Origin of the sequence: Dankookia rubra (genome assembly GCF_004355005.1) — a bacterium.
GTDB classification, from domain to species: domain Bacteria; phylum Pseudomonadota; class Alphaproteobacteria; order Acetobacterales; family Acetobacteraceae; genus Paracraurococcus; species Paracraurococcus ruber_A.
In genome coordinates, this window is the sequence record NZ_SMSJ01000024.1 from 39,240 (window position 1) to 62,646 (window position 23,407).

Genomic DNA, 23,407 nt, shown 5'->3' on the forward strand with positions numbered 1-23,407 from the left:
TATCGGCGTAACCTGGCTTTTTCTATAACGACTGCTCTTAGTTATAACCTGCCATTCGGTAAATTTTTTCCCGAGGCGGTTTTGTCCCAATTGGGGTCCGGACACGAAAGTGCTCTTAGCGTCCGGTTCGCGCGAACAGAGGCGGAACTCAGGCGGCGAGGCTGAAGGCCGTGCGCAGCAGCCTGAGCGCTGCCAGGGGCGGGCTGGAGCCCTCGTTCGACGAGTTGAAAACTTCACGTCCCAGGTTGGATGGCAGCGTGACGCGGGCTTCCGGTACCAATGGCGTCACCCATCCCTGCCGCAGCACAAGTCCGCTGTCCCGCTGACAGGTCGCATGACAGCGGCGCCGATCACACTCTTCGCTGCATCTGCCGAGCCGCCAGGAGATCTGTCCTTCCTGGCCACTCCGACCCGATCCGCGGAACGGCGTGACTTCCCTCACGAAGTCAGTAGGCTGGGCCGATGATGGTCCACCGCGCCAGTCTCGACGCCTTCCACGGCCTGAAACCCAGGCGCACCAGCGCCGAGCGGACTGCCTCGGGCCGGTCTTGGACCCCGCGTGACGGGGTGGGCAGGGCCCCGGACGTCCTCGTCCAGGTCGAAGTAGCTTGGCCTGCCCCGATCGTCGCCGCCGCGCAGATCCTCCTGGTGCGACGCGGGTGACGGCCGGCGCGCCGGCGCCGACTGCGGCAGCCGGTGAGGAGATGCGCGCCCTCGTCTCCGGCCACGACTGGGCTGCCACCCCGCTCGGTCCGATGGGGGAATGGTCCCGCAGCCTGCGCGCCGCCGTGGACCTCGTCCTCGGCTCGCCCCTCGGCATGATCGTGCTCTGGGGGCCGGACCTCGTGCAGGTCTACAACGATGGCTACCGGGCCGTGATGGGCGCGAAGCACCCCGGCGGCCTCGGCCAGCCGACGCGCGGGTGCTGGCCCGAGGTCTGGGCGTTCAACGCCCCGATCTACGCGGCCGTGCTCGGCGGCAGGTCCCGCTCCTTCGCCGAGCAACTCCTCGTCGTCGAGCGGCACGGCAGGCCGGAGGAGGCGTGGTTCGACCTGACCTACAGCCCCCTCCACGACTGCCCTGACGCGGAGCACGCCGAGGGCAGGGTGTCGGGCGTGCTCGTCACCGTCGTCGAGGTCACCGGACGCGTCCGGGCCGAGATGCTGCACCGGAACAGTGAGCTGCGCCTGGCTCAGATGTTCGAGCAGGCGCCAACCTTCATGGCCCTGCTCACCGGCCCCGAGCACCGGTTCGAGCGGGCGAACCCGGGCTACCGGCGCGTCGTCGGGGATCGGGACGTCGTGGGCCACACGGTCGTCGAAGCGCTGCCGGAGGTGGTGGACCAGGGCTACCTGGCACTCCTCGACGGCGTGTACCGCACCGGCGTCGCCCACGCCGCCGACGGTGCGCGCTTCGTGCTCGACGGCGAGGGCGGGGCGCCGCCGCGCGAAGTCTTCGTCGACTTCGTCTACCAGCCCCTCCGTGACATGGAGGGCCAGGTCACCGGCATCTTTGTCGAGGGGGTGGACGTCACCAAGCGCCTGCGGGCCGACGCGAGTCTGCGGGCGAGCGAGGCGCAGCTTCGGGCCCTCAACCAGGACCTCGAACGGCAGGTGGCGGACCGGGCGCACGAGCGCAGCCTGACGTGGCAGGTCAGCCCCCACCTCCTCTCCGTCATCTCGCTCGCGGACGGCACCTTTAGCCGCGTGAACCCGGCCTGGCACGCCGTCCTCGGCTGGAGCGAGGCGGAGATCGTCGGGCGGCCCTTCACGGACTTCGTCCACCCTGACGACATGCCGGCCCTCGCCCCCGCCTGGGCCCAGGTGCGGGCGCACGTGCCGCTCCTGCGCTTCGAGAACCGGTATCGCTCCAAGCGCGGCGACTACCACTGGCTCCGCTGGTCCTGCGTGCCGGACGACGGGCACCTCTACTCCACCGCCGTGGACATCACGGCCGACAGCGCCGCGGCCGAGGCGCTCGCCGCGACGCAGGACCAGCTGCGCCAGTCACAGAAGCTCGAGGCCATCGGGCAGCTTACCGGCGGCGTCGCGCACGACTTCAACAACCTGCTCACGGTCATCCGCGGATCGGTGGAACTGCTCCGCCGGGCGGGCCTGCCGGAGGAGCGGCGGCTCCGCTACGTCGAGGCGATCGGCGACGCGGCCGGGCGCGCCACACGGCTGACGGGCCAACTCCTCGCCTTCGCCCGGCGGCAGGCGCTCACCCCCCTGCCCTTCGACGTTGCAGCCAGCCTCCGCGAGGTGGCGGGGATGGTCCGTTCGCTGACGGGCTCACGCGTCCGCCTCGACCTAAACCTGCCCGAGGCCCCCTTCACGATCCTTGCGGACCGGAGCCAGTTCGACACGGCGATCGTGAACATGGCGATCAACGCCCGCGACGCAATGCGCGGCGAAGGCGTCCTGAGGATCGCGGCGGGCCCTGTCTCCGGCATCCCCGCGATCCGTGCCCATGCGCCGGTCGCGGGCGACTTTGTGGCGGTCACGATGACGGACACCGGCCCGGGCGTTCCCGACGCCGACCTGGTCCGGATCTTCGAGCCGTTCTTCACGACGAAGGGCGTCGGCGAGGGCACGGGGCTCGGCCTGTCGCAGGTGATCGGCTTCGCGAGGCAGTCGGGGGGCGACATCCGCGTCGAAAGCCCGCCGGACGGGGGCGCCACCTTCACGCTCTATCTCCCCCGGGCCGAGCCGGGAACGGAGGAGGCGGAGGAAGAGGAGGCGACGGACGCCATCCCGGGTGGGGGCGTCTGCGTCCTCGTCGTCGAGGACAACGAGCGGGTGGGCGAGTTCGCGACCGCGGCGCTGCGCGAGATCGGCTACGAGGGCGTCCTCGCGCTCGACGCTGCGGCGGCCCTTGCGGAACTGGAGAGGGACTGCGAGCGCTTCCATATCGTGTTCTCCGACGTAGTCATGCCGGGCTTGAGCGGCATCGAGCTCGGGGAGGAGGTCCGCCGGCGCCATCCCGACATCCCGATCGTGCTCACGAGCGGCTACAGCCACGTCCTCGCGCAGAACGGGAAACATGGCTTTGAACTGCTGCACAAACCCTACTCCATCGAGCAGCTCTCGCGCGTACTGCGTCGCGCCGTCGCGTGGCAGGCACGCCGGAGGAACCGCCGCCGGGACGCGCTGGAGGCTCCGTGAGCGGCATCGAATCCCGGCGACCGCACGAGGGGAACCCGGGTGTAGTGACGCGGTGCGCCTTTTTGGGGTCAGGACACGAAAGCACTGAGTGTCCTGATCCTCAATTGCCGGTGTCCAGTGGCCCGGCAAAGCACGCGAATGGGCGGCCGGTACTGGGATTAGCAATTCGCGGGCCGAACGGCGAGGATGGGCGCGAAGCCGCCGATCAGGATGTCCTAGGGCATATGACTGCTTCGCATTCGAATCCAGACCTTGGAGGACTGCACAGGAAGGTCTGAGAAGGGTCGGAAGCGGCTCTTCCACGCAGAGCCTCAATCCGGGGCAGCCGGACGGTCTGCCTAGCCGCCATCCAACCGGTCAAAACCTCTGTGCAGAGGTATTAGCTCTGCCCAACCTGCACCGCGCCATCCCGCTCGATCCATGCGGAGATCTTGTCAACTTCCTCGGCCTCTGAGGTGGCGTCGAATACAGTCTTGAACGCTTCGGCCATCTCCGGAGAGATGAGTTCCGCACCCATCGAGCTGACACCCCGGCCCCCTGCCTGCGGGTTTGCTGCAGTGGCTCCGTGCCCCTCATCGAGATCCAGGGGGACCTCGAGAATGGGAACCTGCGGCGGTTCACGCAACACATCCCGAAACGGAGATTCCCGGAAATGGCTAATCCGCTCCGCTTTGATCGGCGGTGCTCCAGAGCGGAACAGCAGAACCTCATGTGCTTCCAGCCGTGTGATCTCCTGGGGAAGTAGGAGCGGCCGAGCCGTCTCGCTCAGCGTTTCACTTTGCCGCCCTCCGCCGCCGAGCCACGAGCTCGGCCGGGACAGGCTCCGCGATTTAGCAGTGCTGGTCCCGATGCGCCGACTTAGCTCCTCAGCCAACTGCTGGTCCTTGGTCCCGTAAACGACCTCTAGGCCGCAGGTTGCGATCAGCGCCTCGCCGCCGGCATCGCCATAGATTTCCCTCAGCTGTCGCTTGGCCTGCATGACATACAGCACCCTGACATTGTAGCCGGCCATGAACGCCGCTGCGCCGGCCAGGACCGGCATGCGGCCGAGCTGCGGGAACTCGTCCAGCAACAGCAGGACTTTGTGACGCGAGAGCGGATCCTGCTCCGGCCGAACCTCGGCCATGGCGTCTACAAACTGTTGGAAAAACAGATTGACCAGGGGTCTTAGCCTATCGACGTTCCCCGGGGTCAAAGCGAAATAGACCCACATGCGCTGCTGACGCATAAGCCGGAAGTCGAAGTCGTTCTCTTCCGTCGCCGCCGCGACGCGCGGATTGAGAAACAGCCCGAGATCCGAGGTGATCGTCTTACGAATGTCCTCGAAGGTATCGCTGCGGGCATTGATGAACGAGCGGCAGGCATCGGCGCACGCCCGGCTGTACGGGCGCCCGCCATCTCTGGCTTCATCCAAACGCTTCTTCAGAAACTCCTTCACGTCTGAGCGGACTAGAATTCGAACGATCTCGCCCATGCAGAACCTGATGTCATCGGATTCCGCGACCATGGTGGTAACCCCGACGAATCCACCCCTTGCTGCCTTCGGGAAAAATCCGTTGGGTCCCGGCACGTCCGGGATAAGCATGAAGGCCAGACGCTCCACATCGCCGTAGCAGTCCACTGTGCCACGACGCACGTAGGCCAACGGGTTGTACTGCTGTGTTTCGCCTGTAGGGCTCAGCGGATCGAATAGCGCGACCTGGTGACCGGTTTCGGCCCGGTATCCTGCGGTCGCGTCCCATACCTCCCTCTTGAGGTCCAAAACCAAACCCGATCCTTCGAACCCGAGAGCGTTAGGGATCACGACACCCACGCCCTTACCGGACCTGGGCGGCGCCATCAGGGCAACGCTCTCCTGACCTCCCAGCACCAGCAGGCCGTCGCCTGGGCCGCCAGTGCGGCCGACGACGATGCCGCCGTGCTGGTCTCGCAGGCCCACGCGGCGAATGTCACGCTCTGTGGCCCACTTGGTTTCCCCATGAAGGGGTGTATCAGGCCCTCGGCCCATGCCAACCTTCAGACCCGCCAGGAAGGCAGCCCCGCCGGTCCAGTACCCGCCCTGGCGCATCATCCGCAGCGTCCCCTCCGCCGCGGGCCATTGCTCAAACTGCCAGGAGAGCCACGACCAGGGAGCATAGACGTGCCCGATCAAGGGCTGACCGAGAGCCTGGTCGTAACCCAGGCGCCATGCCCCGAACTGCGTCACGGCGGCACTGCCGGCAAGAAGAACAGCGCCGACCGCGCTGCCAGAGAGGAGCAGTCTCCTGCGGGTCACCGCCGCGCCCCCCTCCGGTTATCGAAGAAGCTCGCATCACGCTCCTGACGCAGCGAAATGCGTAGCGGCCTAGCCTGCCGGTAAGCCGGCCGCCCCCTCTGAAGTCGTGCCCGCATCGTGTGCCACGCGCCACCAGTCAGGGTCAGGATCACGAAGGCAATAACGCCTACACCGAGCAGGAACAGCGCACCACGGAAGGCCGCGGGCTCATGGAGCAGCATACCCGCCACCAGGGAGAACGTGCCTGCCACCAGCCCAAACGCCGCCACCCAGCCGACCGACAGAACGGCAATCACCATCATCAGCAAAAATGGGATACCAAGAAAGACGAGCGCACCGAAGAACGCCAAGCTCAGGACATAAATGATGCGCCGCATAACTCGGCCCTCATGGGCAAGAGGAAGGAAAAGGGGCGTTTCGTCACTCGTCCATGGCGATAGTGGTGTCGCCGGCAAAGGGATTGCGAGGCCGCGACGTTGCTGCGACACCGTGCGTCGTCGCCCTCACAACAACGGCCTGTGCCGGTGCAGAAGACAACGCTGGAACTCGACCATAGTAGCGCGCCAGATATGCGTCGCCTCTACTGAATGTGCCCGTGTTGTACATTTTCAGTGCGGCATCCAGTGCCGCCTTGCCTGAGGAGAATCCAGCTCGCAGCGCAGCAGCGTAGTTGCTCGAGAGGAGCAGCGATGCGGCCCGCAGGTTGGTGCACGGGTCCAGCGCCTGACGGGCACTCAGCTGCAGGCGAGGAAGGTTGCGACGATTGATCTGCCCAAGACCCAAATCGAAGTCATGACCAAGACGCTCCATGGTGGCGATGATGTCCATTGCCGCATCTACATCGGTCGGGCGATACGAGCGCCTGGCCGTGTTGTCGTAGATCGCAAGTGGGTTGCCGCCGCTCTCGTGGCGTACCACCAGATCCATAGTGACCGGATGCACATCGCTCGCGCATTCGGCGTAGAGAGCCGGCAGGTCCAACATCAGCGGCCAACCAGCACAGGCCTGGCCGCAGCAATCAGCCCCGAGACGGGGACCGGGCCGAAGTACCTGGAATCCAGACTGCGGGGATTGTGGTCGCTCAGCACCCACACGGATCCTGGCTGGACTAGGTAGCGGCCTTGCGGCATTGCCGTCAGCGGACGACCGGCGGCGTCCTCGGGGAGAGCCGGCGGCACAGTAAGGACACCATTGACCCGCACCCCATCGGGGGAGACGTCCACTACATCGCCGGGGACGGCCGCGATCGGCTTCAGCAAGGGCTCATGGCCCTCCTGACATCCGCCTCCGTCTGTATAGGCGCGGGAAAGCGCAAGCCTCGCCCACTCGGCAGGCAGGCACAGGCCGACTACCTGGCCCCGCCCGAGATCCCCTTGCAGCAGGACAAATTGCCATACGCCGATCGGCATGGACGGAGACGCATTCCAGCGTAGGCCGGCAACGCACGGAGCTGCCGCCACGACGGCAACCAGGGAGAGCGCCGCGAGTGTGCGGGTCTTCATGGCACGAACCCCACGCCCTCAACCCACTCGCCAGCAAACGCCACGTCCTGAGTTACCTGGATCGTGCCCGTCCAACCGGGCCGGATCGTATGCGTGGGCTTGTTCTGCAGCTGGCGCCGTGCGTACTCCGCGCCGACCTGGCCGAACTGCAGGCCGAGTTGCGCCGCCAGAATCTGCGACGCGTCGATGCCGTGACCATAGCTGCTGCTGCCATGCGGCTGCGTGAGCTGAGCGCCTGCACCGGCAAGGCCGATCAGGACCGTATTTAGGATCAGGCGACCGTAGTGATGGTTCACCTCATCCCGCATGCCCGAATAACCGGCCTGGTCCCCGACCGGCATAGAGCCCAGGTCCAGGCTACCGCCGCCCTCGCCCGGGAAAATGAGCCGGGTTGCGCCGCCGGGAAGGCGTTCGCTGCCGACCGTCATCATCTGGTCGTAGGTGCCAACCACGCGCGTCCCTGCAGGGATCAAGGTGTGCAGACCAGTGGCGTGATCGAATACCGGCTTGGCGACCATCGCTGTCCACTGGCCAGGCGCTTCATTCGAGACGCCACTCGTGAACCGGATCAGGATTGGGTCGCCTGCCTTGACCTCATACCGGCTGATGGGAGGCGTCACGCCTGCATTCAGGTAGTCCCGCGACGGATCAGAGGGGCCCTCGTATAGCGAGCCCGGCCGGGGCGTGCGCGACACCTGCTGCCCTCCCCCACCGCCCACGCCAGCGGCTGCGGCTGCTTGTGCTTGCTGAAGCTCCGCCCTGGCGGCAGCAATATCGGCGTTGCCACCAGACTGGCGGGTGTTGCCCTCGGCCATGACGATGCTCGTGTCCCCCCGCAGAGCATCGACAGCAGCTTGCCGGCGCTGCTCGCGGACTTGGCTGATCTGCTGATAATACTGCTGCCACTGCTGCCGCAGCGCCTGCGCGCGGATGTCGTCTTCGACGGCAGCTGGTGCGGGCGCCAGGGTGGTGGCCGGCGCGGCGGTCGCCTCCCTAGTCGGCGTCACATTCGGTGCCGGCGCCCGCGCCGCAGCAAGACGCGTCGCGGGGATCTCACCCTGAGGCGGCATTCCCGCAAGCGCCGATGTGGAACCTGACGCAACGGGCTTAGTGTCACCCCCAGAGGTGGCCGAATTATCGCGGGCGTTGTGTAGGATCAGCACCGCGCCGACGGCGAGCGCACCACCTAGTGCCAGGAGACCGTACGTCGGAATGGAACCAAGCCGGCGCGTCCCTCGAGGAGCAGCGGTAAGGATAACGGGTGTCTGCTGCTGGCTATCACTCACCGGCTTGCCTCCCGCAGGGAATAGGGACCACGGGGCATCAGGACCCCCTCGCGTCCTCGGGTGAACAGCCGAGCGGCCCGAGCGCCGTTAAGACCAACCTGCACGAGCAGGCCATCGCCCAGCCCAGACACTCGGTAGCTAACGCGGTAGCCCTCGCTGTCTGAGATCCGGTAACCCGATCCCTCCAGGGCTCTGGCGATTTCTGGCCCGAGCAAGCCATCGTTTGCTGCGCGCTCTAACCGCAGGGGAGCCGCGGAACTGGAAACACGACGAGCTACGAGGTCAGCAATCGACGCAGCAAGCACCGGAGCATCACCCGGTTCAATCGATGTGCTGACAGAGCTCGCCTGGCCCGACCCAAGGCCCAAAACTGGCCCCAGACTGCCCAGGCCGGAACATGCAGGTAGGGTGGCCGCCAGTAGCAGGCTGGCCAGAGCCCGGGCGCGCATCAGCGATACCCCCGACGCTCGATGCTGATGCTGTCCATGGAGCCTTCGGCTCCGGCGACGAGTGCCGCCTTGTCCAGCAAGCCATCGACCACAAACCGCCTGCCGCTCGGCCGGTAGCTAATGACTTCCTCGCCTCCGCCCGCACCGTAAGCAATCAAGACCGGAAGGCCGACCGACCCGACACTCGCGCTGAACTCGATGCAGGTTTTTTGGCCGACCGGCGTGCCGACCGCGTAGACCTGGACAGGCCGCCACGAGTAGCGCCCAGACCCAATCTTGAACGCTTCCGGCGGCACCACCGGCGCCTGGTCGCACGGGTTGCTGCTGACACTGCTGAGTGCTGCCTGGCGCTGCCCATTGGCAATTACCCCTGCCCACTCCGCAGCCTCAGTGCGTTGAGGGTGATCGATTGCCACTAAAGGCATGTAGTCCCGTGCACGGGAGATCAGTCGGATCGAGACTACCCGCCGGTCTGTGCGAACCACGAGGCTCGTGTCGAGGCCGGCGTCGGATGGCGTGACGACCAGGTGCAACGTCCGCTGCGCGCCAGTGCCAGAAAATCGCGGATGAACGTCCCAGCGGCTATCGCCCCGATCGGCAGGCGAAGTCGGGTACTCGCCCGGCTCAAATGCGATATCGCACGGGTGTCCTGGAGCGCACACAACGGTCGGTTCGCACTGACCTTGGCGAAGGTGAAATACACCCTCTGTGTCGACATTCGCGCGACATGCGCGGAGCCGCCAGCGGTTCACCGCTGCCACAGCCTGGCGCTCCCTAGGGGCGAGCGGTCGTTCTGGGGAAAGAGCTGGGATAGCGGGCGGCGGCCCACTCGGGACGAACTGCCGCGTGCCCCCTGCCCCGCTTGCAGGGTCCTGCGGACCAGTGGCGGTAACGGCCGTAGCACTGGCCCGAGCGCCTTGCGTGCTGGCCCCGGCATTTGCCTCCGCGAAGCTGGGCACGAGCTGCGCCATCGCCGGAGTACCTGCGAATAGCAGCATGGTTGCGGCGGTAGTGGCGCGGATCACTGGTTGGCTCCAATTGGAAGGGAGTTGACGCCTGGGCCGAGCGTGCGCGGCTGGTCGACAAACCGCGGACCTTCGTTGACCTCAACCCAGGAAGACTGCGTGACGAACACGCCCTCGGGGTTTTCCGCGAAGGCCTCTGCCGTCGAAGGGGTGACGATTCGGACGGTGAGGACCGCCCGGTAAGCCTTGTCACTGATAAGGCTGTTGTCGCGGCTGGTTCGACGCTCGCGCCAGTCAACCTGCCACGTGTCTCCCCCGCGCGGGAACGCGGTTTGCTGGTAGACGAATGTGCTCCACCGCGCCGCTTGATCCTCAGGCGGGTCGGCCTGATGGAACGCGCGGATGGCATTCTCTGCTTGGCTTCCGCCCTCGGTGTGAGCGTACGCGCTGCGCATAGCCCTCTGGATCGCGGCGTAGTCGACATAGACGCTCCGCACGTCGAGAACCCAGGTGGTCAAGATCTTGCGCAGATCCGCCTCAGTCGGCGTGCGCTTCGGGTCTACACGTCTCGCATCAAGGACATGACCAAGAGCGTCTTGCCGGACCACATAAGGGACGAATTGCCCCTTAGCGTGCTCCGTCCGCGCATCCCAAAGCGCAAACCCCGCCAGGACCAGAGAGCCGAACGCGATGCCGTAAGCAGTCCGCTCGCGGCGCTGCGCGTCTCCAATCCACTCGTCCCAAACCCGCCTCTGCTTGCGGAAGGGCTTGCCGCTGCCACGTTGGACAGGGGTGGCGTCAGGGGTCTTCCTCATCGAAAAGAGGCTCACGGGTTTTCTCCACCGCTGTTGCCGGCCGAACCGGCGCTGCCGTTACCGCCCTTCCCCGATTTGTCAGCGATGCTGGCGCGGGCTTCCGCAGCCGCGGAGTTCATGCCCTGCGCCATACGCCAAGGGGTGCTGCCGTGACTGGCGGCGTAGTTGCCGGCCAGGCGCTGCCCCATGTCGGAAGCGAATGACCTACCGAGATTGCCGATAGCCCCGCCCGTGACGGCTGCAACGCGGCCGACCGCGCCACCGGCAGGAGAACGGCCACCCTCCGCCTCCCGCGCCGCAACAGCAGCGGAGGACTGCCTGAAAGCACCAGCCACGGCCGCGCCGCCTCCAGCCGCAGTCGTCGCCATTGCCGCGCCGGCCGCGGCGGCAGCACCGCCTGTGCCCATGAGAGAGCCGCCGCCCGAGCCTGAATGGATGCCGGTCAGGCTATCCTGGGCCCGCTGTGGCAGGGTCTGCACTAGGCGCAGCAGGACCAGCGGAGCACCGATAAAGGTCGCAATAGTCAGGTAATCAGGGGTCGCAGTGTTGTTCTGCAGCTGCTCAGCCCAACGCAGAACGATGGCCTCGCCGAGACCGACGAGGATCTGCAGCATCAGCCGCTTCATCCCGATACTGATCGCGTACCGGAACTGAGTGACCGCAATGTCGCGGGTCCAGACTGCGCCGCCGAAGCCCATCAAGACCACGCAGGTCGAGGCCGCGATGTAGCCTTCCACCATGACTTCGATCATCATCGCGCAGATCTGCGCGAATACCCACAGGTCCACCAATCCGGCGAGGACGAGCAGGATCGACAGGGGCACGTCGCGCCAAGTCAGGCCGTTCCACATAGCCCGCGCGACATTGATGCCGGCATTGAAAACGTCCGATGGCGACATATTGGCAGAGCCACCCGCCAAGGTGCTCGCCTCATTTCCCAGTTGAGCGAACGAAGCGATGATGGCCCGCATGATCTCGGGGCTATTGACCAGGAAGAAGTAAAAGAGGCCGAGGACCACCATCTCCCACAGGACCACACCGATGATGTCGAAGACGTCGCCTCCGACGCGAACCTGCCTTGCGGTAGCGATCGTCATCTGAATCGCGGCCAAAGCCAGAAACAGCTCACTCGCCCTGGCAATCAGGGTGGCTTCGAAGCGGCGAACCGTGCCGTTAAACAGGTCGACAATGCTGTTCATTGCCCCACCGGCGGGCGCCGGCTGCGCATCAGCACTCGAAGCCCATGCCATGCCGAGCACGATGACCGCGGCGAGCGCACCGAACACCGCGAGATGCTTTGCCATCCAGATCGCTTCGCGAACCGCGAAGCCTGCAACCTTGCGGGCAGACGGCTTAGAGAACAGTCGCATCAGTAGCGCGCTCCACCTCTGACCGGGGGTGGGACCGGAGCCAGCCAGTCCCGAGACGGCGGCACCTCGTCCGCGAGAGGAGATGAAGCGACGGGCGGAGGGCACGTGAGCTCGACACGAGTAGCGACCGTCGCCGCATAAGTGAGCCCACCACCAACGGCGCATGCCGCAGCAAGGGAGAGGACAAACCGGACAGAGGTCATACGTACTCTCCTCAGTAACGCGCGCCGCCGGTAAATGCCGGCGGATTGGGGGCGAGGAATGTGGTTACGGCGGCATCCGACACTGCTTGCCGGTCAGCGGCGATTTGCAGGGCATTCGCACGCATCTGCGTATCAGCCCGGAGCTCTACTGCGAGCATCCGAAGCTGGTCGGCCTGGTACCCCGCCATCTCCGTGTTCGCCTGGAGAACCCCCCTGATACCGGGAGCATTGGCTGCACGTGCCTGGATCGCGTCCCTAATCGTCCCTTCGTCAGCCGCCTGCTGCTGCCGGAGGCCCAGAGACGTCAGGGCGGCTGTGACGCTATCGTTCGCCTGATTGCTCCATCGTGCGAACTGCCTTGGCATATCTACGGTGTTTCGCAGGTATCCAGTGAAAGATCCGAGCTGCGAGGACGCCATCCCGGCGTTCAGCGTCAGATGTGAGCCCCGCTGAAGAAGCCCATTCACTCCGGCGATGTTACCTGCAATCGCGGCCTGCACCTGGCCGGGAATAGACATCATGTTAGTGATTTGGTTCTGGAGCATCTGCGCCTGCGCCACGCGCATAGTGATAGTCTCGGAGAGCTGCTCAGCTTCCTTGGCGTACTGCATGAGCTGCTGAATCAACGTCGCGCAATTCACACAGGCGACGGCCGCTTGCCCAAAGGCCTTCTGCGGTGCCATGGGGGCAAACGGAAGGAAGAGGGTAGTCGTAGCCCCAAGCCCCAGGACCACAGCGCGGACGCGATCAGCCAACGAGCGCATGGTAATCCAACCCCTTGCTTGCGAGGTGATGCCGAAGCCAATCGGCGCCGTGCTGGGCGATCAGCGCCTCGACTTGGCGGATCTCCGTCTCTCCGGTAGTGCCGGCCACAGAGAGCATCAGCGGGCCGAATTCCGGTCGGATCACTCGGCTTCCGGCCGGCTGAGTGACGAAGTATTCCCTCTTCGCCTCCAGCGTCCGGATCAGCTCGCGCTGCTGCCAGCCGTACCCTAATGCGGCGTAAAGGCCGGCCGGGCTGTTCTTCGCGTCAATATCTCCAGTCTGAGCTTCAGGATTTGCTCCACATACCCGTGTCGGCACGTTTTCCAGGATCACCGGCAGCAGGTCGGATGCCGCAAAATCTGCGATATTCTGGGTCGCAAGCCCGACAGAGACGGCGTAGCTGCGGCGGGTTTTGAGGTCTCGATAGAGGCGAGGTGCCCAGACCGGCGACTTGAGCGCCACCCAGACCTCATCGAGCAACCAGAACTGAGGGCGACCATCAAGGCCGCGGTCAAACCGAGCGAACAATGACAAGAGCGCAGGCAGAAGGATGGCATCCCCCATCGCCATCAAGCGCGTGATGTCAAAGACGTCGAAATGGGTCTCTGACACCCCGAGATCGGCAGCATCGAACAGGAAGCCACCGGCTCCCTTGTCCAGACAGTAGAATTCCATAGCCCGGCGCACGGACTGGCTTTGCACAGCGACGCAGAAGTTTGTCACCGAACGCCGGCCAGGCTGGTGCTGGAGGCCGATCAGCGCTTCACGGATTGCCCCTCTCTCGCCGTCATCAGGCGTCTTGTGCTTGATGAGTGCAAAGCAGGTCTCTACCCACTCCTGCGCCGCGAGCATCTCGGCGTCTGTTTCCAGATGGGCCAGTGGCGCAAAAGCAGGACCGCCGTCAGCACCCAGCTCATAGTGGCGACCGCCGACTGACAGAGCCGTGGTCTTCATGCCTCTCTTGTAGTCGATGCCCCGCACCTTGGCGCCGCGATAGCGCAAGGCCTGCAGCGCGGTAGCATTCATCAGTGTGGTTTTGCCGGCCCCGGGCACGCCCAAGAACAGGAAGTTGCCGTTTTCGCCTACACAGTTGTTGTACCAGTAGGGCTCCCCTCCCGTCGTAACAGCCTGCATCAGGGCTGGCGCGGGCCGAGGATAAAGGTGGTTCGGGTTCTCCGGCTCACCTGTCCAAATGCCGGTCGGAGTGATCAGATCGGCTAGGTTGGCTGTGTGGAGCATCGGCCGTCGCACATTGGCCTCGGCGTTACCAGGCAACGTCGCTACGAATGCCTCGGTCCCGTTCTCCTCTTCCAAGCGCGTCTTGAAGCCAGCTTCGTGGATCGCCTTCCGGGCCACGCGGATCATCGCGGCCAGTTCTGCCGGGTTCTCATGACGCAAAACCAAAGTGGCGTTATAAAATCCAAACTTGACCCGGTTCTCGCGGGCAATCGCCTGCGCCTCGCGGCAGCTCTGCGCCATTTCCACCGCATACTGGTTGGTGGGTAGGTTCTTGAAGCCTAGAGCCCGCAGGATTGCGTTCTGCTGCAGCGACACCCAATCTCGCTCAGCATCCTTGATGTCGCGTTCCGCGTCCGCCGTATCACGGAAGATGAACCGCTGACTTAGGCGGTAGGGCATGCCAAGTGCCGCCAAACCATCAATAATCCCTGGCGTCGACTGCGCGGGAAAGGCTTCCAGCGCGATGGATGCGACATACTCCTGGCCCAGCAACGGCGTGTGGCCTGGCGTGAAATCTTCCCCGCCGATCACAGCGTCCAGGAACGCTCCATCGTCAGGCAGCTGGAGTTCGAATGGCACACCGTAGGCAGTGAACGCCAAGTAGTTCACGAGCTCATCGTATGCGTGCTCTACCCCTGACGTGTCCGGCCTGGTGTAGGTCACCATCCGCTGCAGCCCGAGTAAGGGGCCAACAGTGTCCTCGAATTCGTTCATAGCCTTGGTAACTGTCTCGACCGCCAGAGCAAACGGAGTGCGACGGTCCTGCGGCCGGTCGTCCCGGTACATCGCGTCAGCAAGCCTCCGGGCGGCTGCCGGCGGCGGGGAATAGCACCAAACCAGTGCGCGGCCCGAGTGGAAGAAGCGCCCCGGCGTGCGGAACATCTGGCGCCGCTCCTCATCAATCGCGCGGCTCAATGGGTCGGGAAAGGCGCTGAGGTGTGGCGCCGGGTAGGTAGTCACCGGCACGACAGCGACGTCACTCCACAAGGACCAATCGGTCCCAAACCGCTGAAGCGCGGCATTGGTCCGCCCCGAGATTGCGGCGCGAATCTCCTTCGCTGAACTGGCCGTGTCAGGCGGACGCTGCCAATAACCCACAAGGATTTCGCCGCCACGCGTAACCACGAGGCCGCTGTCTGCCAGGGTTGCCCAGCGATACAGATCAGAGAATGCTTCGGCACTCGATCGCACGTAGCGGCGCATGCTTATCGGCTCCGGTACGGGGTTGAACGGGCTGGATAGAAGCGCCGATACCGGCGGTTACGGCGGCTGACCCGCCAGAAAATCGGATCGTGCCGAGCCACACGACGCAGCCCCCACAAGCCACCGGTCAGCACGAGCGCAGCCAGGGCGGCTGCGGCGAACTGACGCGAAGAGAGGAGTGGCATCTGGAATGCGAGCATTCCGAACCCGGCCGCAGGCGCGATTACCCAGCCAAGCGCGGTACGCTCCACCCCGGCAAAAAGCCGGGGGGAGTTCACACCCGCGAAGAAGGGGACGCCGATATCGCGCGACAGCAACCTTGGCCGGTCAGCGACACGTAGGTTGGCCGGTTTGGCCGGACGCAGGGCGGGCGTAGCCCGGCCGTAGTCCGGCCAAACCGGCGGGCGGGTTTGATCGCCCTCCCTCTGGTCGCGGCGTGTGTGGGCAGGATCGGACCCTCGCTTCGAGGAGCAGGTCCGACGTGCCCGGACGCCCCGCCACCGACCAGCAGGTGAATCTGTACATGACCTCCCGTCATCACCATCCCCAACGCGCTGCCGCCGCCGCCAGCGGCATTAGCGAGCGCACCGGCCGTCGGATCGAGCGTGATCCCCGGCCGCCGTCGCAGAAGGCGGCCGAACGCCCGCGCAGGCGAAAGACGGTCGATCCGCTCGACGGGCTCTGGGAGAGCGACGTGCTGCCGCTGCTCCTCAGCCGCCCTGGCCTGCGGCCGGTCACGCTGCTGGAGGAGATGCAGCTGCGCCACCCCGGCCGCGATTGGGACCGGCTGCGGCGCACCCTGGAGCGTCGGGTCCGCAGCTGGCGCGGCGAGCATGGCCCGGAGCGCGAGGTCATTTTCCGCCAGGACCATCCGCCGGGACAGCAGGGCCTGTCGGACTTCACCGATATGGGCGACGTGGCAGTCCGCCTCAGCGGGACGCCCTTCGCGCACCGCCTCTACCACTTCGTCCTCGCCTACTCCGGCTGGGAGCATGCCGAGCCGGTGCTCGGCGGCGAGAGCTTCACGGCACTGGCCTGCGGCCTGCAGAACGCGCTGTGGTCGCTCGGCGGTGCCCCCGTCGAGCACCGTTCCGACAGCCTCTCCGCCGCCTTCCGCAACCTCGACCGCGACGCCGCGGAGGATCAGACCCGGCGCTACGAGGCGCTGTGCGGCCACTACGGCATGCAGCCGACCCGCAACAACCTGGGCATCGCCCATGAGAACGGCGCCATCGAGAGCCAGCACGGCCATCTCAAACGCGCCATCGCCCAGGCCCTGATGCTGCGCGGCAGCGCCGACTTCGACAGCCTCACCGCCTATCGCGGCTGGCTCGCCGACCTGATCGGGCGTCGCAATGCCCGGCGCGACCGGCTGGTCGGGCTGGAGCGGGCCGTCCTCGGGCGGCTGCCGCCGCGGCGCACCACCGACCACGACGAGGCCGTCGTGCAGGTCACCTCCAGCAGCGGCTTTGTGCTGAAAAAGGTGTTCTACACCGTGCCGTCGCGGCTGATCGGCTTCCGGCTCAGCCTGCACATCTATGACGACCGGCTGGAATGCTTCCTCGCCCAGAGCCACGTGCTCACCCTGCCGCGCGGCCGCGCCCCCGGCGACGGGCGGCGCATCCAGGTGGTCGACTACCGCCACATCATCCACAGCCTGCGGCGCAAGCCGATGGCGCTGCTCAACCTGGTCTACCGCGACGCGCTGTTCCCGCGCCCCGCATACCGCGCCGCCTGGGAGCATCTGCTCGCCGCCGGTGATCCGCGCGCCGCCTGCCGCATCCTGGTCGACCTGCTGGCCCTGGCCCATGAGGGTGGCTGCGAGGCCGACCTCGCCCAGGTCATCACCGAGCAGCTGGGACGGGGCGGCGGCGTGCCGGAGCTGGCGGTGCTGCGGGCACGCTTTGCCCCGGCCATCGCCGCACCGCCCCAGGTCCGCGTCGAGCTGCCGCCGATCGCCAGCTACGACGCCCTCCTCTCCAGCCCACAGGTGATCGCCGGGGCGACAGCATGAACGACAGCATCACCGTCGACGCCGCGCGCCTGCCGTTGCTGCTGCAGGAGCTGCGCCTGCCCACCATCGCCGCGATGTGGCAGCAGTTCACAGCCCGCGCCGACCGCGAGGGCTGGCCCGCCGCCCAGCTGCTGGCAACGCTGGCCGAACTCGAACTTGCCGACCGCGCCCGACGACGCGTCCAGCGCCACCTGGTCGAGGCCCGCTTGCCGCCCGGCAAGACCCTCGGCAGCCTCGACTTCCACGCCATTCCCATGGTCAGCCACGCCCACGTTTCGGCGCTGGCCACCGGCGATGCCTGGTTGGACAAGGGCTCCAACATCCTGCTGTTTGGGCCAAGCGGATCCGGCAAGTCGCACCTTGCCGCCGCCATCGGCCACGCCCTCGTCGAGAACGGCTACCGCGTGCTGTTCACCCGCGCCACCGACCTGGTCCAGCGCCTGCAGACCGCGCGCCAGGCCCTGGCTCTCGAGAGTGCCGTCGAGAAGCTCGACAAGTACCACCTGGTCATTCTCGACGATCTTTGTTACGTCCGCCGTGACCAGGCAGAAACCAGCGTCCTGTTCGAGATGATCGCTGCCCGCTACGAGCGTCGCAGCCTGCTGGTGACTTCGAACCAGCCCTTCGGCGAGTGGACGAGTGTTTTTCCCGATGCCGCCATGACGCTCGCGGCCGTCGATCGCCTCGTCCATCACTCCACCATCCTGGAGATGAACGTCGAAAGCTATCGCAAACGAGCCGCCGCAACGCGCCAAAACCGCTGGAAAGCCAGCGACAACAAGCGCGACACCAGGACCACCACGCCACAGGGCTGACCCCTTGCGCCGACACGAACCTTGTCGCGCAGTACCTGTCACCCCATCATCCACAGGCCAGCGACCGGACATCCTTGCTGTCGCTGACCGGCCATCCTTCGTGTCGCGCTACACCAAACCTTTCGCACCCTGGTCGGCAAAGCGGTGGCAGATGGCGAACGCACCGGTCGACGACAGCCCGGTCTGCGCCGCAATCGCTGCGTAGCTGAACCCGCTCTGCCGCAGCCCGATCACCTGCAGTTGGTAGAAACCGGACATGCCGGTGCCGATGGCGGTTGCATTGCGGGCGGTGTCGGGGTGGCGGCGGTTTCAGGTCGCGTCTCGGTCATGGTGGTCGTAGCTGTTCGTTCTTCAGGATTACCAACCCACCGATTAGTCCACCCGAGCCCCAGAGATGCGCACGATCTCGCCCCAACGCTCGATCTCCGAAGCGATTAGGACGCGAAGTTCCTTGGGCGTAGAAATCGCAACCTCGAGCCCGAGCGTGTCGCGTAGCCGCTGCTGAACGTCAGGTTGGAGTAACCCGGTATGCAACGCCGCTGCAGTACGGTCCACCGCGATTTGCGGTACACCGGCCGGCCCGATCACGGCGAACCAGACATCGGTGACGCAGTCCGGTACACCTGCTTCGACCATCGTCGGCACATCGGGTAGCTGCGGTGCACGTTCCGCGCTGGTCACTGCCAGAGGTCGGAACTGCCCGGCTCGCACCTGGGCAAGGCCGGTGGTCATCGTCTCGAAGGTAAAGTCCACGTCGCCTCGCATCATCGCCGTGTTCGAGGGCGCGTTGCCGGCAAAAGGGACATGGACAGTCTCGATGCCGGTGCGGACGCGCAGAAGCTCGCCCGAGAGATGGCTTGAAGATCCAATTCCTGGTGAGGCGTAGGACAGCTGTCCTGGCCGGGCCCGCGCAATGGTGATGAGACCTTGTACCGAACTGATAGGGGATTGCGAACGCACCACAAGGATGTTCGCCGTCCGCGCCACGAGGCTGATCGGCTCGTGATCCCGACGCGGATCGTAGGGAAGCCGGCGGAACAGCGAGACGTTAATCGCCAACGCGCCGGGTGCAGAAATGCCAAGCGTGTAGCCATCAGGCGCAGACTTGGCGATTGCGTCCACGCCGATGTTGCCACCCGCGCCGGGACGGTTCTCGACTACTATCGATTGGCCAAGCGAATTCCGCAGTATCTCTGCTAGCACGCGGGCAAGTATGTCGGTTGAGCCGCCAGCGGGAAAAGGCACGATGAAGCGTATCGGCCGAGACGGCCATTCTTGGGCCTGCGCTGTGCCTGAGAGCACGGATGGTATCAGCGCAGAGGTTCCGATCAGCGCGTGCCTGCGCGACAGTTTCAGGGTGCTGTCCCGGTTCATGCTATTTTGCCTTCTCCGGCAGAACCGCGAGCTTGGAGAAGTCGGCCTCGTCTTCGTGTTTGATCCGGGCGACCTCTGTCTCTGTCGTCATGTCCGGCCTCAGCGCCGCGGCCAACTTCACCCGCAAGCCCGCACGCTACCGGAGGCGAACGAGGTTCCATGGGTTTGCGTGCTCTCATTTGGCCTCGCTTCGGGTGAAGTTTCCAACGTGTCTCAAAGGGTGAAACGCTCAGAAGAAAGTTGCAATCAAATTGTTCGCCTGCTACTTAATAGGGAGCAATGAAAATACAGGCTGACCGTCCAGGTCAACAGGAATATTTCGGTGTGCTCCTCGGGCAGATTGCCCGCCGCTGGCGGCTCTGATGGCGTGCCGATCATCCTGCGGCGCCATACCGATCTAGTCGTGTTTTAGCTGCTCACACAGCTGGTTAATCGCAATGATGTTCCACGATCTGCAGGACAAAGCGGCAGACCCGAACACCGTGGCGCACAACTGCATTTGGCGCGCGCGGCTCCACCACTGCCTGCTTCGGCTCGTGCGATGGATCGAGAAGGTCGGCAAACGGGAGCTGTCCGCGGTCGAAGGGAGTCTCGCGGTGATGCGGCTCGGCAGCGCCGTCCTAAGTTTGCAGGAACTCCTGCGCGAGCCGGCTTTAGCGCCGGGTACTAAACGCGCCATCGGAGTGCGGTTCGGCCGGATACGGCGGAACGGCCCGGCAGGACAAGAATCGGAAGTGCCGGGCGCGTGAGCGTGAAGGAGGTGCCGGAGCGGGGTTGCATCAGACCGGCTCGTCGCGTGTGCCCGGGTCACCAAGCCGCGCAACCGCTTCTGGATTGACCAAGCCCGAGAGATCGCCGACTGCGTCGCCGACCCACACCGCCCGCACGACGCGGCGCATGATCTTCATGCTGCGGGTCTTCGGCAGGTCGTCCACAAAGACGACGCTCTTCGGCCGGAAGGAGCTACCCAAGCCGGCGGCGACGGCCTGCTTCAGCGCCTGCACGACCTCCGGCGTCGGGACCACGCCGCGGGCCGGCACGCAGACGCAGACGACGGCCGAGCCCTTGACCGGGTCGGGAACGCCGATCACCGCGGCCTCGGCGACCTTCCCGGTGGCGAGGAGCAGCGCCTCGATCTCGGCCGGGCCGGTCCGCTTGCCGGAGATTTTGAGCGTGTCGTCGGACCGGCCGTGGATGAACCAGGTTCCGTCCTCGTCGACGGACGCGAAGTCGCCCTGGACCCAGAGGCCGGGGATCCTGGACCAGTAGCTTTCGATGTAGCGCGCGGGATCGCGCCACAGGCCGCGGGTCAGACCGATCGAAGGAACGATCAAAGCGAGCTCCCCAACCTTGCCGCGCGGCAGCGGGGTGCCGTTGTCGTCGACAACCACCGCGCCCATGCCGGGGATCGGGCCGGCGAAGCCGCAGGGCTTGGCGTCTTGCTGCAGGACATTGCCGGCGAGGATGCCGCCGCCGATCTCCGTCCCGCCGGAGTAGTTCAGGATCGGCGCGCGGCCGCCACAGATCTTGCTGCGGAACCATGCCCAGGCCTCCGGTGTCCAGGGCTCCCCGGTCGAGGCGGTGACGCGTACCGATGACAGGTCATAGCCTCGACCACCTCGGGCGGCTGCTGCATGAGCGAGCGCACCAGCGTCGGGGCAACGCCCAGGAAGCTGACCTTGTGGTTCTGCACCAGGCGCCAAATGCGGCCCGGCTCGGGAAAGTCCGGCGTACCCTCGGCGAGCAGCAGAGTCGCACCCACCAGGGGGACCGCGACGGCCAGCATCGGGCCGATCAGCCAGCCAAGGTCGCTCATCCACAGCAGGCGGTCGCTAGGCCGCAGGTCGAGGATCAGCCCGAAGTCGAGCGCCACCTTGGTCATGAAGCCGCAGTGGGAATGCACCGTTCCCTTGGGCTTGCCGCTGGTGCCCGAGGTGTAGACGAGCATCGCCGACGCCTCTGCCGGAAGCTCGGCCGGAGGGGCCAGGTGTCCCCGGCCCAGGAGATCGCGCCAGCTGATCCAGCGGTCGTCCGCCGGCTCGGCTTCCTGCCCATCCGGGTCGCGTGCGACCACCACCACATGCCGCAGGGTCGGCACCTCGCCGACGGCTGCGGCGATCACCGCCGCCATCTCGATCGGCTTGCCGCGGCGCCAGGTGCGGTCGGCGGTGATGACCGCGACGGCCCCGGCATCGGTCAGGCGCTCGACCACCGCCTGTACCCCGAAGCCGGAGAACATCGGCAGGGCGATCGCGCCGATGCTAACCACGGCCAGGAAGGCGGCGATCGCCTCGGGGACGGAGTGCATGAACAGGCCGACCACGTCGCCCCGGCGGATGCCGAGCGAGGCAAGGCCGCCCGCCGCCCGCGACACCGTCGCAGCCAGTTCCGCGTAGGTCATCTCGCGCCGACTGCCATCCTCACCTTCCCAGAGGATGGCGGGCTTCTGCGCATGCCCGTTGGTGATGGCGCGGTCGAGGCAGTTGTAGGCGAGGTTGGTCGTCCCGCCGACGCACCACTCGGCCCATTCGAGACATCGAGCAGGCGCTCATACGGCTTGAAGAAGTGGAGGCCGTGGAACTCCATCACCGCCGCCCAGAACCATTCAGGCTCCTGGGCGGCGCGCTCCACCAGCCGGTCGTAATCCGCGATGCCGTGGACGCGCAGGAAGCGCTCCAGCGGAGGAAAGGTGCCAGGCTCGCTCATGGGATGCGTCCTATCCGGGAATGGCGATCAGGCGCGGCTCAGGGCGCAGCCGCCCTCGGCCAGGGGCCGGAAGGCCTGCTCGCCGGGTGTCGTCTGCAGCGGCTTGTAATAATCCCAGGGGCCGCGGGATTCGCGCGGCGCCTTGATCTCGAACAGATAGGCCGGGTGCAGTTTGCGGCCGTCGGAGCGGATGGTGCCGGCGCCGAAGGCATCGTCCTCGGTCGGCATCGCTTTCATGCGGACGACCGCTTCGGCCCCGGACGCCTTCGCGGCGGCGCCCATCTCCTTGACCGCTTTGAGGTAGTGCAGCGCCGAGGCGTAGCAGCCGGCATGCACCATCGTCGGAGCTTGGACGCCGGCGCTCTCCTTGAGCCTGCCGGTGAAGGCCCGGGTCCGGTCGTTGAGGTCCCAGTAGAAGGTCTCGGTCAGCACCAGGCCCTGCGCCGCCCCAAGCCCGAGCGAGTGCACCTCGGTGATGAACATGACCAGCGCCGCGAGCTTCGCGCCGCGCCGGGTCAGTCCGAACTCGGCCGCCTGCTTGATCGCATTGATGAGGTCGCTGCCGCCGGCCGCGAGGCCGATCACCTTCGCCTTGCTGGCCTGCGTGCGCACGAGGAAGGCGGAGAAGTCGGTGGTGCCAGGGAACGGGAAGCGCACCGAGCCGAGCACCTTGCCACCGGCAGCCTGAACGAAGCGCGACGTCTCCGTCTCCATCGAGTGGCCGAAGGCGTAGTCCGCCGTGACGAAGAACCAGCTGTCGCCGCCGCCCTTGACCATGGCAGCGCCGGTCGAGTTCGCCAGCATGTAGGTGTCGTAAGCCCAGTGCACCGTGTTCGGGCTGCACTGCGCGCCGGTGAGGTCCGCGGTGGCAGGCCCCGACGCCAGGAAGACCTTGTTCTTCTCCCGCGCGACGCCGGCGACCGCCAGCGCCGCGGAGCTGCCGGGCACGTCGATGATGGCGTCAACGCCGTCGCGGTCGATCCACTGGCGCGTGATGTTCGAGGCGACGTCGGCCTTGTTCTGGTGGTCGGCCGAGAGGACCTCCACCCGGAAGCCCTGGTCAGCAAATTCCTTGGCCGCCTGGCGGACCGCGGCGACCGATCCCGGCCCGGCAAGATCGTGGTAGGGGCCGGCCATGTCGGTCAGGACCCCCAGCCGGATCGTGTTCGCGCCCTGCGCCCGGGCGCCGCTGCTAATGGATGCCGTTGCCGCGGCCAAGGCTGCCCCGGCCTTGAAGGCCGAGCGTCGGGTGAATGTCATGG

20 protein-coding genes are annotated in these 23,407 nt (G+C 66.1%); 4 read left to right on the forward strand and 16 right to left on the reverse strand.

What is annotated here, in order from left to right:
• Positions 1-704 precede the first annotated feature (704 nt).
• Complete coding sequence (locus tag E2C06_RS17840; protein ID WP_133289974.1) at positions 705-3,164, forward strand: PAS domain-containing protein; 2,460 nt, start codon at positions 705-707, stop codon at positions 3,162-3,164.
• A 379-nt stretch (positions 3,165-3,543) separates the two neighbouring features.
• On the opposite strand, the gene E2C06_RS17845 is transcribed toward E2C06_RS17840, so the two are convergent.
• The 10 genes from E2C06_RS17845 to E2C06_RS17890 all read right to left on the reverse strand — a co-directional run bounded on the left by E2C06_RS17845 (position 3,544) and on the right by E2C06_RS17890 (position 15,236).
• On the reverse strand, positions 3,544-5,439 hold the full coding sequence (locus E2C06_RS17845; RefSeq protein ID WP_133289975.1) for a type IV secretory system conjugative DNA transfer family protein: 1,896 nt from the start codon (positions 5,437-5,439) through the stop codon (positions 3,544-3,546).
• A complete protein-coding gene (locus E2C06_RS17850; protein ID WP_133289976.1) occupies positions 5,436-5,816 on the reverse strand; it encodes a hypothetical protein in 381 nt (126 codons plus the stop codon). The genes E2C06_RS17845 and E2C06_RS17850 overlap by 4 nt, the downstream gene beginning before the upstream one ends.
• A 43-nt stretch (positions 5,817-5,859) precedes the next feature.
• A complete protein-coding gene (locus tag E2C06_RS17855) occupies positions 5,860-6,423 on the reverse strand; it encodes a lytic transglycosylase domain-containing protein (protein WP_133289977.1) in 564 nt (187 codons plus the stop codon).
• Positions 6,423-6,941 (reverse strand): conjugative transfer signal peptidase TraF, encoded by a 519-nt coding sequence (gene traF / locus E2C06_RS17860; protein WP_133289978.1) that lies wholly within the window; start codon positions 6,939-6,941, stop codon positions 6,423-6,425. Before traF ends, E2C06_RS17855 begins: the two co-directional genes overlap by 1 nt.
• A complete protein-coding gene (locus E2C06_RS17865) occupies positions 6,938-7,948 on the reverse strand; it encodes a TrbI/VirB10 family protein (protein WP_165982460.1) in 1,011 nt (336 codons plus the stop codon). The genes traF and E2C06_RS17865 overlap by 4 nt, the downstream gene beginning before the upstream one ends.
• A 727-nt stretch (positions 7,949-8,675) precedes the next feature.
• A complete protein-coding gene (locus tag E2C06_RS17870; RefSeq protein WP_338324217.1) occupies positions 8,676-9,674 on the reverse strand; it encodes a TrbG/VirB9 family P-type conjugative transfer protein in 999 nt (332 codons plus the stop codon).
• 23 nt (positions 9,675-9,697) lie between these two features.
• Positions 9,698-10,471 (reverse strand): type IV secretion system protein, encoded by a 774-nt coding sequence (locus E2C06_RS17875; RefSeq protein WP_133289981.1) that lies wholly within the window; start codon positions 10,469-10,471, stop codon positions 9,698-9,700.
• Positions 10,468-11,826: a P-type conjugative transfer protein TrbL gene (gene trbL, locus E2C06_RS17880; RefSeq protein WP_165982462.1), complete on the reverse strand. Its 1,359-nt coding sequence runs from the start codon at positions 11,824-11,826 to the stop codon at positions 10,468-10,470. Before trbL ends, E2C06_RS17875 begins: the two co-directional genes overlap by 4 nt.
• Positions 11,827-12,040: 214 nt before the next feature.
• On the reverse strand, positions 12,041-12,712 hold the full coding sequence (locus E2C06_RS17885) for a hypothetical protein (protein WP_165982463.1): 672 nt from the start codon (positions 12,710-12,712) through the stop codon (positions 12,041-12,043).
• A gap of 64 nt (positions 12,713-12,776) precedes the next feature.
• Positions 12,777-15,236, reverse strand: coding sequence for a VirB4 family type IV secretion/conjugal transfer ATPase (locus E2C06_RS17890; protein ID WP_133289984.1), 2,460 nt, complete (start codon positions 15,234-15,236; stop codon positions 12,777-12,779).
• 481 nt (positions 15,237-15,717) lie between these two features.
• Between E2C06_RS17890 and istA the strand changes: the two genes are divergently transcribed.
• Together istA and istB are read left to right on the forward strand one after the other, a co-directional pair.
• Positions 15,718-17,250, forward strand: a complete 1,533-nt coding sequence (gene istA, locus E2C06_RS17900) for an IS21 family transposase (protein ID WP_133289949.1) — start codon at positions 15,718-15,720, stop codon at positions 17,248-17,250.
• Positions 17,247-18,065, forward strand: coding sequence for an IS21-like element helper ATPase IstB (gene istB, locus E2C06_RS17905; RefSeq protein ID WP_133289950.1), 819 nt, complete (start codon positions 17,247-17,249; stop codon positions 18,063-18,065). Before istA ends, istB begins: the two co-directional genes overlap by 4 nt.
• Before the next feature lie 108 nt (positions 18,066-18,173).
• Here istB and E2C06_RS17910 read toward each other — a convergent pair whose 3' ends face one another.
• Both E2C06_RS17910 and E2C06_RS17915 read right to left on the reverse strand, forming a co-directional pair.
• Positions 18,174-18,323 carry a helix-turn-helix domain containing protein gene (locus E2C06_RS17910; RefSeq protein WP_133289985.1) on the reverse strand — a complete coding sequence of 50 codons (150 nt, stop codon included), beginning with the start codon at positions 18,321-18,323 and terminating at the stop codon, positions 18,174-18,176.
• 114 nt (positions 18,324-18,437) lie between these two features.
• Positions 18,438-19,439: a Bug family tripartite tricarboxylate transporter substrate binding protein gene (locus E2C06_RS17915; RefSeq protein ID WP_133289986.1), complete on the reverse strand. Its 1,002-nt coding sequence runs from the start codon at positions 19,437-19,439 to the stop codon at positions 18,438-18,440.
• Positions 19,440-19,876: 437 nt separating this feature from the next.
• Between E2C06_RS17915 and E2C06_RS17920 the strand changes: the two genes are divergently transcribed.
• Positions 19,877-20,188, forward strand: coding sequence for an FUSC family protein (locus tag E2C06_RS17920; protein ID WP_133289987.1), 312 nt, complete (start codon positions 19,877-19,879; stop codon positions 20,186-20,188).
• Between the two features lie 30 nt (positions 20,189-20,218).
• Here E2C06_RS17920 and E2C06_RS40325 read toward each other — a convergent pair whose 3' ends face one another.
• The 4 genes from E2C06_RS40325 to E2C06_RS17940 are packed head-to-tail and all read right to left on the reverse strand — an operon-like array spanning position 20,219 to position 23,405.
• Positions 20,219-21,040 carry an AMP-binding enzyme gene (locus E2C06_RS40325; RefSeq protein ID WP_277751843.1) on the reverse strand — a complete coding sequence of 274 codons (822 nt, stop codon included), beginning with the start codon at positions 21,038-21,040 and terminating at the stop codon, positions 20,219-20,221.
• Complete coding sequence (locus tag E2C06_RS39435) at positions 20,938-21,840, reverse strand: AMP-binding protein (protein ID WP_277751841.1); 903 nt, start codon at positions 21,838-21,840, stop codon at positions 20,938-20,940. The genes E2C06_RS40325 and E2C06_RS39435 overlap by 103 nt, the downstream gene beginning before the upstream one ends.
• Positions 21,837-22,145 (reverse strand): acetyl-coenzyme A synthetase N-terminal domain-containing protein, encoded by a 309-nt coding sequence (locus E2C06_RS17935; RefSeq protein WP_133289990.1) that lies wholly within the window; start codon positions 22,143-22,145, stop codon positions 21,837-21,839. The genes E2C06_RS39435 and E2C06_RS17935 overlap by 4 nt, the downstream gene beginning before the upstream one ends.
• A 27-nt stretch (positions 22,146-22,172) precedes the next feature.
• Complete coding sequence (locus E2C06_RS17940) at positions 22,173-23,405, reverse strand: ABC transporter substrate-binding protein (protein ID WP_133289991.1); 1,233 nt, start codon at positions 23,403-23,405, stop codon at positions 22,173-22,175.
• Positions 23,406-23,407 lie beyond the last annotated feature (2 nt).

What these genes read in the sequence shown, in the direction of transcription:
- E2C06_RS17840 (WP_133289974.1), top strand. Translation starts at nt 705, where the DNA reads ATGCGCGCCCTCGTCTCCGGCCACGACTGGGCTGCCACCCCGCTCGGT.
- E2C06_RS17850 (WP_133289976.1), bottom strand. Translation starts at nt 5,816, where the DNA reads ATGCGGCGCATCATTTATGTCCTGAGCTTGGCGTTCTTCGGTGCGCTC.
- E2C06_RS17855 (WP_133289977.1), bottom strand. Translation starts at nt 6,423, where the DNA reads ATGTTGGACCTGCCGGCTCTCTACGCCGAATGCGCGAGCGATGTGCAT.
- traF (WP_133289978.1), bottom strand. Translation starts at nt 6,941, where the DNA reads ATGAAGACCCGCACACTCGCGGCGCTCTCCCTGGTTGCCGTCGTGGCG.
- E2C06_RS17870 (WP_338324217.1), bottom strand. Translation starts at nt 9,674, where the DNA reads ATGCTGCTATTCGCAGGTACTCCGGCGATGGCGCAGCTCGTGCCCAGC.
- trbL (WP_165982462.1), bottom strand. Translation starts at nt 11,826, where the DNA reads ATGCGACTGTTCTCTAAGCCGTCTGCCCGCAAGGTTGCAGGCTTCGCG.
- E2C06_RS17885 (WP_165982463.1), bottom strand. Translation starts at nt 12,712, where the DNA reads ATGGCACCGCAGAAGGCCTTTGGGCAAGCGGCCGTCGCCTGTGTGAAT.
- E2C06_RS17890 (WP_133289984.1), bottom strand. Translation starts at nt 15,236, where the DNA reads ATGCGCCGCTACGTGCGATCGAGTGCCGAAGCATTCTCTGATCTGTAT.
- istB (WP_133289950.1), top strand. Translation starts at nt 17,247, where the DNA reads ATGAACGACAGCATCACCGTCGACGCCGCGCGCCTGCCGTTGCTGCTG.
- E2C06_RS17910 (WP_133289985.1), bottom strand. Translation starts at nt 18,323, where the DNA reads ATGTCCGGTTTCTACCAACTGCAGGTGATCGGGCTGCGGCAGAGCGGG.
- E2C06_RS17915 (WP_133289986.1), bottom strand. Translation starts at nt 19,439, where the DNA reads ATGAACCGGGACAGCACCCTGAAACTGTCGCGCAGGCACGCGCTGATC.
- E2C06_RS17920 (WP_133289987.1), top strand. Translation starts at nt 19,877, where the DNA reads ATGATGTTCCACGATCTGCAGGACAAAGCGGCAGACCCGAACACCGTG.
- E2C06_RS39435 (WP_277751841.1), bottom strand. Translation starts at nt 21,840, where the DNA reads ATGACCTACGCGGAACTGGCTGCGACGGTGTCGCGGGCGGCGGGCGGC.
- E2C06_RS17935 (WP_133289990.1), bottom strand. Translation starts at nt 22,145, where the DNA reads ATGAGCGAGCCTGGCACCTTTCCTCCGCTGGAGCGCTTCCTGCGCGTC.
- E2C06_RS17940 (WP_133289991.1), bottom strand. Translation starts at nt 23,405, where the DNA reads ATGACATTCACCCGACGCTCGGCCTTCAAGGCCGGGGCAGCCTTGGCC.